Source organism: Microtetraspora glauca, assembly GCF_040656155.1.
Taxonomy (GTDB): Bacteria; Actinomycetota; Actinomycetes; order Streptosporangiales; family Streptosporangiaceae; genus Microtetraspora; species Microtetraspora glauca.
In genome coordinates, this window is record NZ_JBFALK010000003.1 from 383,044 (window position 1) to 395,279 (window position 12,236).

At 71.9% G+C, this 12,236-nt stretch carries 13 protein-coding genes; 7 read left to right on the top strand and 6 right to left on the bottom strand.

Going from position 1 to position 12,236, the window contains the following annotated elements; all coding sequences use genetic code 11:
- The first annotated feature begins 72 nt into the window (after window positions 1–72).
- Both AB0I59_RS08110 and AB0I59_RS08115 read left to right on the top strand, forming a co-directional pair.
- The gene (locus tag AB0I59_RS08110) at window positions 73–873 is read left to right on the top strand and encodes an ABC transporter permease (protein ID WP_061252381.1); all 801 of its coding nucleotides are present in this window, start codon (window positions 73–75) and stop codon (window positions 871–873) included.
- A gap of 98 nt (window positions 874–971) precedes the next feature.
- Entirely contained in the window at window positions 972–2,276 is a 1,305-nt protein-coding gene (locus AB0I59_RS08115; protein ID WP_061252380.1) for a hypothetical protein, read from the top strand.
- Between the two features lie 38 nt (window positions 2,277–2,314).
- Here AB0I59_RS08115 and AB0I59_RS08120 read toward each other — a convergent pair whose 3' ends face one another.
- Complete coding sequence (locus tag AB0I59_RS08120; protein WP_061252801.1) at window positions 2,315–4,075, bottom strand: ABC transporter ATP-binding protein; 1,761 nt, start codon at window positions 4,073–4,075, stop codon at window positions 2,315–2,317.
- Between the two features lie 44 nt (window positions 4,076–4,119).
- Window positions 4,120–5,910, bottom strand: coding sequence for an ABC transporter ATP-binding protein (locus AB0I59_RS08125; protein ID WP_358131590.1), 1,791 nt, complete (start codon window positions 5,908–5,910; stop codon window positions 4,120–4,122).
- Window positions 5,911–6,177: 267 nt separating this feature from the next.
- Between AB0I59_RS08125 and AB0I59_RS08130 the strand changes: the two genes are divergently transcribed.
- The 5 genes from AB0I59_RS08130 to AB0I59_RS08150 all read left to right on the top strand — a co-directional run bounded on the left by AB0I59_RS08130 (window position 6,178) and on the right by AB0I59_RS08150 (window position 9,921).
- Window positions 6,178–6,813, top strand: coding sequence for a TIGR03085 family metal-binding protein (locus tag AB0I59_RS08130; RefSeq protein ID WP_061252379.1), 636 nt, complete (start codon window positions 6,178–6,180; stop codon window positions 6,811–6,813).
- Window positions 6,814–6,979: 166 nt separating this feature from the next.
- On the top strand, window positions 6,980–7,138 hold the full coding sequence (locus AB0I59_RS08135) for a hypothetical protein (protein ID WP_228639166.1): 159 nt from the start codon (window positions 6,980–6,982) through the stop codon (window positions 7,136–7,138).
- Between the two features lie 101 nt (window positions 7,139–7,239).
- Window positions 7,240–7,401: a hypothetical protein gene (locus AB0I59_RS08140; protein ID WP_228639087.1), complete on the top strand. Its 162-nt coding sequence runs from the start codon at window positions 7,240–7,242 to the stop codon at window positions 7,399–7,401.
- A 155-nt stretch (window positions 7,402–7,556) separates the two neighbouring features.
- Window positions 7,557–8,963 carry a glutamine synthetase family protein gene (locus tag AB0I59_RS08145; RefSeq protein WP_358131388.1) on the top strand — a complete coding sequence of 469 codons (1,407 nt, stop codon included), beginning with the start codon at window positions 7,557–7,559 and terminating at the stop codon, window positions 8,961–8,963.
- 109 nt (window positions 8,964–9,072) lie between these two features.
- On the top strand, window positions 9,073–9,921 hold the full coding sequence (locus tag AB0I59_RS08150) for an SDR family oxidoreductase (RefSeq protein ID WP_358131391.1): 849 nt from the start codon (window positions 9,073–9,075) through the stop codon (window positions 9,919–9,921).
- 58 nt (window positions 9,922–9,979) lie between these two features.
- Here the strand turns inward: AB0I59_RS08150 and hisF are convergent, their stop codons facing one another.
- Genes hisF through AB0I59_RS08170 form a run of 4 tightly spaced genes read right to left on the bottom strand, consistent with a single transcriptional unit; the run spans window position 9,980 to window position 12,227 of the window.
- On the bottom strand, window positions 9,980–10,750 hold the full coding sequence (gene hisF / locus AB0I59_RS08155) for an imidazole glycerol phosphate synthase subunit HisF (protein WP_358131394.1): 771 nt from the start codon (window positions 10,748–10,750) through the stop codon (window positions 9,980–9,982).
- Window positions 10,747–11,163, bottom strand: a complete 417-nt coding sequence (locus tag AB0I59_RS08160) for a RidA family protein (protein WP_061252376.1) — start codon at window positions 11,161–11,163, stop codon at window positions 10,747–10,749. The genes hisF and AB0I59_RS08160 overlap by 4 nt, the downstream gene beginning before the upstream one ends.
- Window positions 11,160–11,885, bottom strand: a complete 726-nt coding sequence (priA, locus tag AB0I59_RS08165) for a bifunctional 1-(5-phosphoribosyl)-5-((5-phosphoribosylamino)methylideneamino)imidazole-4-carboxamide isomerase/phosphoribosylanthranilate isomerase PriA (RefSeq protein ID WP_061252375.1) — start codon at window positions 11,883–11,885, stop codon at window positions 11,160–11,162. The genes AB0I59_RS08160 and priA overlap by 4 nt, the downstream gene beginning before the upstream one ends.
- 3 nt (window positions 11,886–11,888) lie before the next feature.
- A complete protein-coding gene (locus tag AB0I59_RS08170) occupies window positions 11,889–12,227 on the bottom strand; it encodes a hypothetical protein (protein WP_061252374.1) in 339 nt (112 codons plus the stop codon).
- Between the last annotated feature and the right edge of the window lie 9 nt (window positions 12,228–12,236).

Here is a 12,236-nt window from a genome sequence, read left to right on the forward strand (position 1 = left end):
GACCGTGAGCGAGCGCGGCGAACGAACCCGGGAGCGCGGCGATCCGCTTCACCGGCCGGCGAAGGAGTCACGATGAATCTGTCCCGTACGGCTCGCGCGTCGTTGTGGACGGCGCTGGTGCTCGGTCTCGGCGTCATCTACGTGCCGCTCGGCGTGGTCGTGCTGAACTCCTTCAACTCCGACCGCACGTTCGGATGGCCTCCTCCGGGGTTCACGCTCCAGTGGTGGGGCGCGGCCTGGCGCTCCACGGGTGTGCGCGACGCGCTGTGGACCTCGGTCCAGGCGGGGCTGGGCGCGACCGTGATCGCGCTGCTGCTGGGGACCATGGCGGCGTTCGCCGTGCAGCGCTACCGGTTCTTCGGCCGGGACACCGTGTCGCTGCTGATCGTGCTTCCGATCGCGCTGCCCGGCATCGTGACCGGCATCGCGCTGAGCAACACGTTCCACTCGGTGCTCGGTGTCCCCCTCGGGCTGTTCACCGTGATCGTCGGGCACGCGACGTTCTGCGTGGTGACCGTCTACAACAACGTGCTGGCGCGGTTGCGGCGCATGGGCCTGAACCTGGAGGAGGCGTCGGCCGACCTGGGCGCGGACACGTTCACCACGTTCCGCCTGGTGACGTTCCCGATGATGCGCTCGGCGCTGCTCGCGGGCGGCCTGCTGGCGTTCGCGCTGTCGTTCGACGAGATCATCGTGACCACGTTCACCGCGGGCGCCGGAGTGCGGACTCTGCCCATCTGGATCTTCGAGAACCTGTTCCGGCCCAACCAGGCGCCGGTGGTGAACGTCGTCGCCGCCGCGCTGATCGTCGTGTCCGTCGTCCCGATCTACCTCGCCCAGCGGCTGTCCGGGGGCGATCCCCAGACGCGCTGAACGCGCCCGGATATCGATTCGGGCAGCCCGCTGTCCGGGGCGCACTCAAGGGGCCATCCTGACGGTGGGTCCCCGGCGCGGGCGTGAGGAGGCGCGGAATGCCCGAAGAGGCGGTGGAGACGCGGCCGGCCACGGTGGGGTTGTCCGTTCCACCGGAGCCGGCCCTCTCGCTGGGCTGGCAGCCGTTCCGCTGGGCCGGGGCGCTGCGTGCGCACCACGGGCTCCTGGTGGATCACGCGCTCGCGCTCAAGCTGAGGGCCCTGTCCCCCTACCTGGACGACCTCGACGCCGCGGCGCGGCGGCGGGTCCGGGAGTCGGTGGAGGCGGGCGTGCGCCGCGCGCAGCGGCTCGAGCAGGTCCAGACCGTCATCGAGTCCCTGACACCCGCCCTGCTGGGCTGGACGGTCGCGCTCGCGACGCTCACGGCGACGGCGTGGCCGCCCGCCGGCCCCTGGTACGGCTATCTCGCGGCGCCGGTCGCCGCGGTCGTCGCCGCCGCGCTCACCTGGCTCGCCATGATGTGGGGTGAGCAGCGACGGTCCAGGTGGGGCCGCTGGCTGGCCACGCTCCTGATGGTGAGCGTGATCGCGCTGTGCTTCGCGGCTCTGTTCCCGCCGCGCGTACCGGACTGGCTGGTGCGCCCGCTGCGCGGAGCCGGCGCCGCGTCGGCCTCCCTCGTCGGCACGTACTTCCTGGTGCTGATGGGCGAATGGCTCACCCGTGCGGGGATCTGGCGGCGCAAGGACCGCGCCTTCCCCGTGGAGAGCCTCCTCGACAACCTGGCCTGGCTGATCAGGGAGACGGCGGCGGTGTCGGCGGAACCCGGCCTCTACGCGGCCACGCCTGTGGTGGGGACCGTGAGCCTGAGTGTGGAGACCCGTCGCTGGTTCGTCCGGCAGCTCGACTACATCGCGGGCGTGTACCAGACGTGCGCGCCCCGGGCACTGCGTACCGGGGCGCCCGCGGTGGACGCGGTGATCCTGGACCAGATCCGGCGCACGGGGTCGGCGATCCGCCGCGACCAGGTGGACTTCTTCTACGGTCGCCGATCCGTGGCCGAGCTCGGCGAGACGCTCTTCGACGTCCTGCGGCGGCTGGCGCTGGACGGCGGGCTCTTCGACGAGGCGGCCGACCGGCCCGGCGCGGAAAGCCCGCCGTCGTCCTCGCGCTGGGCCGGGTTCCGCACGCTGCTGCGGTTCCTCCTCGCCTGCGCGCCGGGGGTGGTGATCATCCTGGTGGGTTTCTGGGCCTATGCCACGAAGGTGCTGGGCGAGGAGATGGCCGGGGTCGTGATCACCGGAGGAGGCACGCTGATCCTGGCCTTCCTCCAGCCGCGGCTCTCGGCGGGCCCGAGAACCGCGCGCTCCCGTTCCGAGCAGAGCGGCCCGCTCCACCGCCGCTGACCGCTCGGAAACGCCGACCGCTCGGAAACGCCGACCCTTCAGGAACGGGTGGCGGAGGTCCAGGACGCGTAGAGGTCGGCGTAGACGCCCGGCTCCTCGACCAGCTCGGCGTGCGGGCCGCGCTGGACGATCCGGCCGTGCTGGAAGACCAGCACCTCGTCGGCGGCCTCGGCCGTCGAGAGGCGGTGCGCGATCGAGACGGCCGTGCGACCCCGGGTGACCCCGTCGAGCGCCCGCGCGATCCGCACCTCGGTGGCGGGGTCCACAGCGGAGGTCGCCTCATCGAGAAGCAGCAGGTCGGGGTCGGCGAGGTAGGCGCGCGCGAGGGCGAGGAGCTGGCGCTCCCCCGCCGACAGGGACTCGCCGCGCTGGCCGACCGGGGTGTCCAGGCCGGCGGGAAGCCCGTCCAGCCAGTCGGTGAGCCCGAGCTCGGTCAGCGCCAGCCGGATCTCCTCCGTGGTGGCGGACGGCCGGCCGAAGCGGATGTTGTCCTCCAGGGTCGCGTCGAAGAGGAAGCCGTCCTGGGGCACCATGACGATCCGCTCGCGCAGCGAGGAGAACTTCACGTCCCGCAGGTCGATGCCGTCCACGAGGACCTGGCCGGACACGGGGTCCATCAGGCGGGTGAGGAGCTTGGCGAAGGTCGTCTTGCCGGACCCGGTCTCCCCGACCACGGCCACGCGGGTGCGCGGCGGGATGTCGACGGAGACGTCGTGCAGGACCGGAACGCCGCCCGGATAGGAGAACCCGACGCCCTCGAACGACACGGAGATCGGCCCGCGCGGCAGCGTCACCCCGTTCTCGGGGTCGGCCACGTCTGCCGGGGAGTCCAGCACGCCGAGGATGCGCCGCCACCCCGCGATCGCGTTCTGCGCCTCGTTCAGAACCTCGGTCGCGGTCTGCAGCGGGCTGATGAACAGCGTGATCAGGAACAGGAAGGCGACCAGCCGCCCCTCGGTGATCGAGCCGTGCAGGCCCAGCTCGACGCCGAGCAGCACCACCCCCGCCAAGGCGACGGACGCGACCAGCTCAGTGACCGGGAAGGTCAGCCCGACGATCTTCTGAGCCCGGGTCTGCGCCGCGCGCTGGCCGTCGACCGCGGCGTCGACGCGCCTGGCCGTCCGGTCCTCCGAGCCGTACGCCCTGATCACCGCGCTGCCGACGACCGACTCGCTGACGGCCGCGAGCACGTCGCCGGTGCGCTCGCGTACGGCGGTGTACCCGGCCGCCACCAGCCGCTGGAACCTCGGCAGCACGAAGATCAGCGGAAGGAAACAGGCCCACACCAGGAGCGTGAGCTGCCACGAGAAGACCGCCATGACGATCGTCGCGATCAGCAACTGCCCGGCGGCGACGATGACCATCAGGCCGCCCCACTGCATGAAGTTGCTGATCTGGTCCACGTCGCCGGTCACCCGCGAGACGAGGGAGCCGCGCCGCTCGCTGTTCTGGGTGAGCACGGACAGGTCGTGCACGTGCCGGAAGCCCTTGCCGCGCAGCGTGGCGAGCCCCGACTCGGTGGCCCGGTAGAGCCGGACGTTCATGAGGTATCCGGCCAGCGCGGTCAGCAGCACGGCCAGGCCGCACAGGAGGACCATGTTCCTGATGAACGGCACGTCGGGCGCGGCACCGCGCAGGCCGTGGTCGATGACCTGCTGCACGGCGAACGGGATGATGACCTTGCCGAGGGTGGCGAGCACGGCGAGGACCGCGGTCCCGCCGAGGCCGCGGCGGAATTCCGGCGACAACCGCAGGCCATGCCGTAGGGTCTCGAGCGCGGACCGCTCTGCGGCCCGCATGGCGCCGCCGGCCGCGACGGCCTCCCGCTCCTCTGTCACGGCGGTCACGCCACGACCTCCTCGTCGCTCTCGATCGCGGCCCGCTCGGCCTCTTCCCGCTCGTACGCGGTGACGAGGTTGCGGTAGCCCTCGCAGCGGGCCAGCAGCTCCTCATGGGTGCCGTGGTCGGCCACCGCCCCGTGCTCCAGGTAGACGACCTCGTCGGCCAGGGCGATGGTGGCCATCCGGTAGGCCACCACGATGACCGTGGACCGGGCCGATCCCTCGCGCAGGCCGTACAGGATGCGCTTCTCGACCTGCGGGTCCACGCTGGAGGTGGCGTCGTCGAGGATGAGCAGGCGTGGTTCCCGCACGAGGGCGCGGGCGAGCGCGATGCGCTGGCGCTGGCCGCCGGACAGCGTGGCGCCGCGCTCACCGACCCGCGTGTCGAGGCCCTCGGGGAGCGCGGCGACGAAGCCGTCCGCCTGCGCGAGCCGCAGCGCCGCCCAGACCTGCTCGTCCGTCGACCGGTCGTGCGTGTCCCGGTCGAGCGCGATGTTGCCGCGCACGCTGTCGTCGAACAGGAAGGTCTGCTGGGGCACGAGCGCCACCACCTCGCTGACCGCGCCGCGCGCCGCCTCGCGCAGGTCGGTCCCGTCGACGCGCACGGCGCCGCGGTCCGGGTCGATCAGGCGGGCGAGGAGCTGGGTGAGCGTGGACTTGCCCGACCCGGTCGGGCCGACGACGGCCACGGTCCTTCCCGGCGTGACGCCGAGGCCGACGTCGCGCAGCACGGGCGCCTCGGGGTCGTATCCGTAGGTGACGCCGCTCATCTCGATCTCGGCTGGGCCGTGGCCGTCCAGCCGGGCCGTGCCGTACTCCATGGAGCCCGAGGCGTCGAGGACGTCCTGGACCCGGTTCCAGCCGACGACGCTGCGCGGCAGCTCGGCGAGCACCCAGCCGAGCGCGCGGATCGGGAAGGCGAGCAGCGTGAACAGGTAGGCGATCTCGATCAGCTCGCCCGCCACCATGCCGCCGCTCTGCAGCCGGAGCGCGCCGACGAGGAGGACGGCCAGCACACCGAGGGTGGGCAGGGCTTCGAGCATGGGGTCGAACAACCCGCGGACCCGGCCGACCGCGATGTTGGCGTCGCGCAGCTCGTCGGCCTTGGCCTGGAACCTGGCGGTCTCGGCGTCCTCCCTGCCGAGGGTCTTGACGACGAGGGCGCCGTCGAAGCTCTCGTGGGCGATCTCGCTGACCTCGGCGCGCAGCTGCTGCGCCCGGGTCGCCAGCGGGGACAGCTTGCGCTGGTAGATCAGGTTGAGCACCGCGATAGCCGGAAATATCAGGAAACCGACGATGGCGAGCACCGGGTCCGTCACCAGGATCGCCACGGCGGCGGTCACCAGCATGACGATGACGCCGACGGCCATGGGCAGCGGCGCGAGCGGCCCCCAGGCGGCCTCGGCGTCGGAACTGGCATTGGAGAGCAGTTGGCCGGTCGGGTGGCGGTGGTGCCAGGCGAGCGGCAGCCGCAGGTATTGCCGCGTGACGGCGCGGCGGGACGCGGCCTGCATGCGGTACTGCATGATCCCGGCCAGGATGCGCCGCCCCATGATCCCGAGGGCCTTGAGCACGGCCACGCCGATGATCAGCAGCGCGGCGGTCGTCAGGGCGCCGGCGCTGGTCCGGCCCTCGCGGAAGGCGGGCAGCACGACGTGTTCCGTCGCCCGGCCCAGGGCCCAGGACGAGGCGACCGTCATGACGCCGTAGAGGCCGCTGGAGAGCACCGCGGCGGTGAAGACGCGCGGCTCGGTCCTGATCGCGACTCCGATGACCTTGAGACCCTGGCGCATGACGGCGGTGGACACCTTGGACGACACGCGTGAGGTCCTCTCGATCGTGGCGGCGCGGTTCGACCGGCTCGCTCCCGGCAGGTTCCGGCCCGGAGCCGGTTTTTCCGGACGGGCACCCGAGACGTTACCCCGCCCGCGCGGAGCCCCGGATCCGTCCTCGGACCGACACCTTCCCAGGTAATTGGTCCTAGATACTCCTTATCATCCTGATCAACCGGAATATTCCGCAGATCGGATCGTTCGTTGCGGCTCGGTTAGGCTCGGGGCGTGACCCACACCCGCGCGGAGCGCGCCGCGCTCTGCGACCTGCTCGACGACCTCGGCCCCGACGCGCCCACGCTCTGCGAGGGCTGGACGACCGCGGACCTCACCGCCCACCTCGTGCTCCGCGAGCGCCGCCCGGACGCCATGGGCGGCATCGCGGTCAAGGCGCTCGCCCCCTACACCGCGTCGGTGCAGGAGGGGCTCAAGGCCAGGCACCCCTACCCCGAGCTCGTCGATCTCGTACGGCAGGGCCCCCCGAAGTGGACGCCGTACGGCTTCGTCCCGGGGGCCGACGAGCTGGTCAACACGGTGGAGATGTTCGTCCACCACGAGGACGTCCGCCGGGCACGGCCGGGCTGGGAGCCCAGGGAGCTGCCCGCGGGCCTGGACGACGTGCTGTGGAAGCGGCTGCGCACCATGGCCCGGGTGTTCTTCCGGAGGTCGCCGGTCGGCGTGGTGCTCCGCCGTACGAACGGGGAGAAGGTCGCGGGCCGCATGGCCGAACCGGCCGTGGTGGTCACCGGCGACGCGCAGGAGCTGCTCCTGCTGGCCTTCGGCCGCCAGGCCCACGCCCGAGTGACCTACGAGGGCGATCCGGGCGCCGTGGCCCGCCTGCGCGAGGCGCGGCTCGGCATGTGACAGGGGCGGCTCCGCCTCACCGTTCTCTCCAATCTCGGGCACTCCTCGCGAAACACGCACATATCACGACGTGATGCGGCAGCATGAGGGCCAGCGATCGGAGAAGAAAGGGGGGCGGCGCCTCCTCACCCGTCACGGCGGGGGCCGCGCCAGAACTCTGATGAACATGAAGAAGTTGCTGACCTACGCCGCTGTCGCTTTCGTGGTCTTCTACCTGTTCACCCAGCCCGCGGGGGCCGCCGCCGCCGTCAGGGGCGTGTTCGGCAGCATCGGCACGGGCGCCGATCGGCTGTCGGCCTTCTTCACGTCTCTGTTTTCTGGCTGAAGAGTTAGGCCCCGGAAGGGCCTCGTGGCTTCCCGGCTAGTTATGATCATTCGCGTCGCTGGGTATGTACAGCCGGGAAACTGACTGCAGGAGGCCCCCCAATGCAGGTCAAGAAGGTTCTTACGTACGCGGCCATCGCGTTCGTGGTCTTCTACCTCTACAATCAGCCAGCCGCCGCCGCGGGCGCAGTGAAGGGTGTGTTCGACACGGTGACCACAGGCGCCACGCGATTGGGGCAATTCTTTACAACTGTTCTGAGTTGATATGTGGCGTCTCTGCTTTGTGACGTGACGTGACGTGACGTGATGTGACGTGACGTGACGTGATGTGACGGCATCACGATGACACCCGGCCCCGACGGTGTGGCCGGGACGGCGCGGCGGCACTTCCGCGACGGCGCCCGGCGTGTTACGCAGGCATGATGAGGGATCGCCACAACGTCTCCGACGTGCGGCAGCTCGAACCCGCGGCACTGCGCGTCCTCGAACGCGCGGAGGTCGAGGGCGTCGAGCTGGTCCGCTTCATCTATGCCGACCACGGCGGGGTGATCCGGGGCAAGGCCGCCGCACGAGCGCGTCTCGCCGAACGGATCACCACCGGCATCGGGCACACGGTGGCGATGATGGCCATGTCGATGCTGGACCACCTGCAACCGGTGGAGGGCATGGGTCCCGTGGGCGAGGTGCGCATCGTCCCCGACCCCGCGACTTTCGTGATCCTCCCGTACGCCCCGGGAGCCGCGGCGATGCTCTCGGACCTGCGCGACCTCGACGGCGCCCCCTGGGCGGCCTGCCCGCGCACGTTCCTGAAAGACGCGATCGCCACGCTCCACGACGAAGGGTTCACCCCCGTGGCGGCGTTCGAGCCCGAGTTCACCCTCGGCCGGCGGCTCCCCGACCCGACCGGCGGCCCGGACCGGCTCATGCCCCTCGACGACAGCCTCTGCTACGCCACCACGGGGTTCGACCTGGCCCACGACTACGCCGTGCGGCTCGTACGCGATCTCGACGCGCAGGGCCTGCGGGTCGAGCACTACTACCCGGAGCTCGGCGCCGGCCAGCAGGAGCTGTCCATCCGGCACGCCACCGCGCTGAAAGCGGCCGACAACCACGTCCTCTACCGCGAGACCGTGCGCGGCGTGGCCTTCCGCATGGGCCTGTGGGCTTCCCTGGCGCCCAAGCCGATCCCGGCGCAGGCGGGCAACGGGACGCACCTGCACGTCTCCCTGTGGGACGAGGAGCTGCAGCGCAATCTCTTCGCCGGCGGGCGGGACGGCCTGTCGGACACGGCCCGCCACTTCATCGGCGGCATCCTGCGCCACCTTCCCGGTCTCGTCGCGCTGACCTGCGCGAGCGTCAACAGCTACCGGCGGCTGGCCCCGCGGGCCTGGGCCAGCGCGTACACCTGTTACGGGATGGACAACCGGGAGGCGGCGGTCCGGATCTGCTCACCCATGGCGGGAAACGTCGAGGCGTCCACCAACCTGGAGATCAAGCCCTCCGACTCCACCGCCAACCCGTACCTCTCGCTCGGCGCCGTCCTGCACGCCGGGCTCGACGGGATCAGGCGGCGGCTCGATCCGGGCGAGGCGGTGAACGTGGACCCCGCGACGCTCACCGACGACGAGCGCGCCCGCCTCGGCTGCGTCCGGCTGCCCGAGTCGCTCGACGAGGCGCTGGACGCGCTCGAGGCCGACGAGCTGCTCATGGAGGCACTCGGTCCCCTGCGCCGCCGGGCCTACCTCGCCGTCAAGCGTTCCGAGGCCGCGGACTTCGCCGGCCACGACGCCGAGTACGAGACCTTCCACCATTTCCGGGTGTTCTGATTCCCTCCGCCCCGGGTGGCGCGCGAGGACAGCAGATCATGTCCAACCCGAGCTGATGATCCGCGAGTCCACCCGCCGGCGCGCCGCCGGACGGTGTGACACTGGACGGATGACCTCTGATCTCATCGCCGTGACCGGAGCGACCGGTCAGCTCGGCTCGCGGGTGGCGCGCAGGCTCGCCGCCGCCGGAGTGGAGCAGCGCCTCGTCGTACGCGACACCTCCCGCGCGCCGGTCCTGCGGGGCGCCCACGCGGTCGCCGCGTCGTACGAGGACGCGGACGCGCTGCGGGGCGCGCTCGACGAGGTGCAGACGCTGCTGCTGGTCTCCGCCACCGAGACGGCGGACCGCGTGGCACGGCACACCACGGCCGTGGACGCGGCGCTGGACGCGGGCGTCTCCAGGATCGTGTACATCTCGTTCCTCGGCGCCGCGCCGGACGCGACCTTCACGTTCGCCCGCGACCACTGGCACACCGAGCAGCACATCCGCCGAAGCGGCATCGCGTTCACGTTCCTGCGCAACAGCCTCTACATGGACCTGGTGCCGTCCTTCGCCGGTGAGGACGGTGTCATCCGGGGGCCGGCCGGGCAGGGCCGCGTCGCCATGGTGGCGCGGGACGACATCGCGGACGTGGCGGCCGTCGTGCTGCGGGAGCAGGGCCACGGCGGCGCGACGTACGACGTGACCGGGCCGCGCGCGCTGACCCTCGCGGAGGCCGCCGAGACGATCAGCCGCGTCACCGGCAGGACGACCCGGTACCACGCCGAGACGATCGAGGAGGCGTACGCGTCCCGTGCCCGGTACGGCGCCCCCGAATGGGAGGTGGCCGGATGGGTGACGTCCTACGCCGCGATCGCCGCGGGAGAGCTGGACGTGGTCTCCGACACCGTGGAGAAGCTCGTCGGCCATCCGCCGATGAGCTTCGCCGAGTATCTCCGTACGACCTCGGCCCTCTGAGCGGCCCTCTGAGCGGCCCTCTGAGCGGCTATGTCAGTGGCCGGGGTCGCGTGGCCGGTCAGCGGACAGGATGTCCCGCGGCGCGGAGGGTGTCCTTGACGTCGGCGATCTTGAGCTCGCCGAAGTGGAAGACGCTCGCCGCGAGCACGGCGTCGGCGCCCGCCTCGACCGCGGGCGGGAAGTGCTCGAGCGCGCCCGCGCCGCCCGAGGCGATCACGGGGACGGTGACGGCCGCGCGCACGGCCCTGAGCATCTCCAGGTCGTAGCCGTCCTTGGTGCCGTCGCCGTCCATGGAGTTGAGCAGGATCTCCCCCACGCCCAGGTCCTGGCCGCGGCGGGCCCACTCGACCGCGTCGATGCCGGTGCCGCGGCGGCCGCCGTGGGTGGTCACCTCGAAGCCGGAGGAGGTGGGCGGCCCGTCCACGACGCGGCGCGCGTCCACGGACAGCACGATGCACTGGGCGCCGAACTGCCGGGACAGCTCGGTCAGCAGCTCGGGCCGCGCGATGGCGGCGGTGTTGACGCCCACCTTGTCGGCGCCCGCGCGCAGCAGCCGGTCCACGTCCTCGACCGTGCGCACGCCCCCGCCGACGGTCAGCGGGATGAAGACCTGCTCGGCGGTGCGGCGGACCACGTCCAGCATGGTCTCCCGCTCACCCGACGACGCGGTGATGTCCAGAAAAGTCAGCTCATCGGCGCCCTCGGCGTCGTAGCGGCGGGCCAGCTCGACCGGGTCACCCGCGTCCCGCAGGTTCTCGAAGTTGACGCCCTTGACCACCCGCCCGGCGTCCACGTCCAGGCAGGGGATGACGCGTACCGCGACCGTCATGGCGCCTCCTCGCTCCGCTCCTCGCGCGTGCCGTCGTTCAGGTAGGCCTCCACCTCGACCTCCACCAGCATCCTGGGGTCGACCAGACCGGCCACCTGGATGCTCGTGCACGCCGGCCGGACCGCGCCGAAGACCTCTCCGTGCGCCCGCCCGACGGCGTCGAAGTCCTCCGCCTTCACCAGGAAGATGCGGGTACGGACGACGTCCTGCAGGCTGCCGCCCGCCTTGCCGATCGCGTCGAGCGCGATGGAGATCGCGGTGAGCGTCTGCCGGTACGCGTCGCCGACGTGCCGGACCTCACCGTCCACGGTAGCGGTGCATCCGGAGACCCACACCCGGGGCCCGGCGACGACGGCACGGGCGTAGCCGTACCTGTCCTCCCACGGCCCGCCCGAGAAGATCCTGGTGCTCATCGGGGACTCACCGCCGCCAGGGCCTCCTCCAGGGTGAACGCCTGGGCGTACAGCGCCTTGCCGACGATGGCGCCCTCGACGCCCTCGGGAACGAGGGTCGACAACGCGCGCAGGTCGTCCAGCGAGGACACGCCACCGCTGGCGATCACCGGCTTGTCCGTACGGCGGCAGACGTCACGGAGCAGGTCCAGATTGGGCCCGCGCAGTGTGCCGTCCTTGGTGACGTCGGTGACGACGTAACGCGGGCAGCCCTCCGACTCCAGCCGGTCGAGCACCTCCCACAGGTCGCCGCCCTCCTGCGTCCAGCCGCGCGCCGCCAGGGTGGTGCCCCGGACGTCGAGCCCGACGGCGATGCGGTCGCCGTGCTCGGCGATGATCTTCGCGCACCAGGCCGGGTCCTCCAGGGCGGCGGTGCCGATGTTGACCCGGCGGCAGCCGGTGGCCAGGGCGGCCTCGAGCGAGGCGTCGTCGCGGATCCCACCGGACAGCTCGACCTGCACGTCGAGGGCGCCCACCACCGACGCCAGCAGCTCACGGTTGCTCCCGCGGCCGAACGCGGCGTCCAGGTCCACCAGATGGATCCACTCGGCGCCGGCCTCCTGCCAGGCGAGCGCCGCGGCGAGCGGGTCGCCGTACGAGGTCTCCGTGCCCGCTTCACCCTGGACCAGGCGAACCGCCTGGCCGTCGGCGACATCCACGGCGGGAAGCAAAACGAGCGACATCAGTCACGACCTCCGGTCAAAGACGACGGTGACGAGCACCGGGATCAGCAGAATCGACAGAACGAGCACGGCGAGCCTGGCGGCCCAGCCGTCGAGCAGCAGCCAGGCGAGGACCTGCGTGATGAACCACAGCACGGCGATCACAGCGTTCTGGTCACGGCGCCTGCGGGCGCGGATTCCGCCCTGCCTGGCCACCCGGACCCGCCGCGGCAGGACGGCGGTCACCCGGCCGCGCAGCTCCCGCCGCCTGGCCGCCCGCGCCTCGCGGAGCGCGTGTTCCGCCGCGCGGCGCTCCCGCTCGGCCTCGCGCTCCGCCCGGCGCCTGGCTCGTTCCCTGCTCACGTGGCCTCC

Coding starts and splice junctions, on each gene's coding strand:
- hisF (WP_358131394.1), bottom strand. CDS start 10,750: ATGACGGTCGCGGTACGCGTCATCCCCTGCCTGGACGTGGACGCCGGG.
- AB0I59_RS08140 (WP_228639087.1), top strand. CDS start 7,240: ATGCAGGTCAAGAAGGTTCTTACGTACGCGGCCATCGCGTTCGTGGTC.
- AB0I59_RS08145 (WP_358131388.1), top strand. CDS start 7,557: ATGATGAGGGATCGCCACAACGTCTCCGACGTGCGGCAGCTCGAACCC.
- AB0I59_RS08135 (WP_228639166.1), top strand. CDS start 6,980: ATGAAGAAGTTGCTGACCTACGCCGCTGTCGCTTTCGTGGTCTTCTAC.
- AB0I59_RS08125 (WP_358131590.1), bottom strand. CDS start 5,910: ATGCGCCAGGGTCTCAAGGTCATCGGAGTCGCGATCAGGACCGAGCCG.
- AB0I59_RS08150 (WP_358131391.1), top strand. CDS start 9,073: ATGACCTCTGATCTCATCGCCGTGACCGGAGCGACCGGTCAGCTCGGC.
- AB0I59_RS08115 (WP_061252380.1), top strand. CDS start 972: ATGCCCGAAGAGGCGGTGGAGACGCGGCCGGCCACGGTGGGGTTGTCC.
- AB0I59_RS08120 (WP_061252801.1), bottom strand. CDS start 4,075: ATGCGGGCCGCAGAGCGGTCCGCGCTCGAGACCCTACGGCATGGCCTG.
- priA (WP_061252375.1), bottom strand. CDS start 11,885: ATGTCGCTCGTTTTGCTTCCCGCCGTGGATGTCGCCGACGGCCAGGCG.
- AB0I59_RS08160 (WP_061252376.1), bottom strand. CDS start 11,163: ATGAGCACCAGGATCTTCTCGGGCGGGCCGTGGGAGGACAGGTACGGC.
- AB0I59_RS08110 (WP_061252381.1), top strand. CDS start 73: ATGAATCTGTCCCGTACGGCTCGCGCGTCGTTGTGGACGGCGCTGGTG.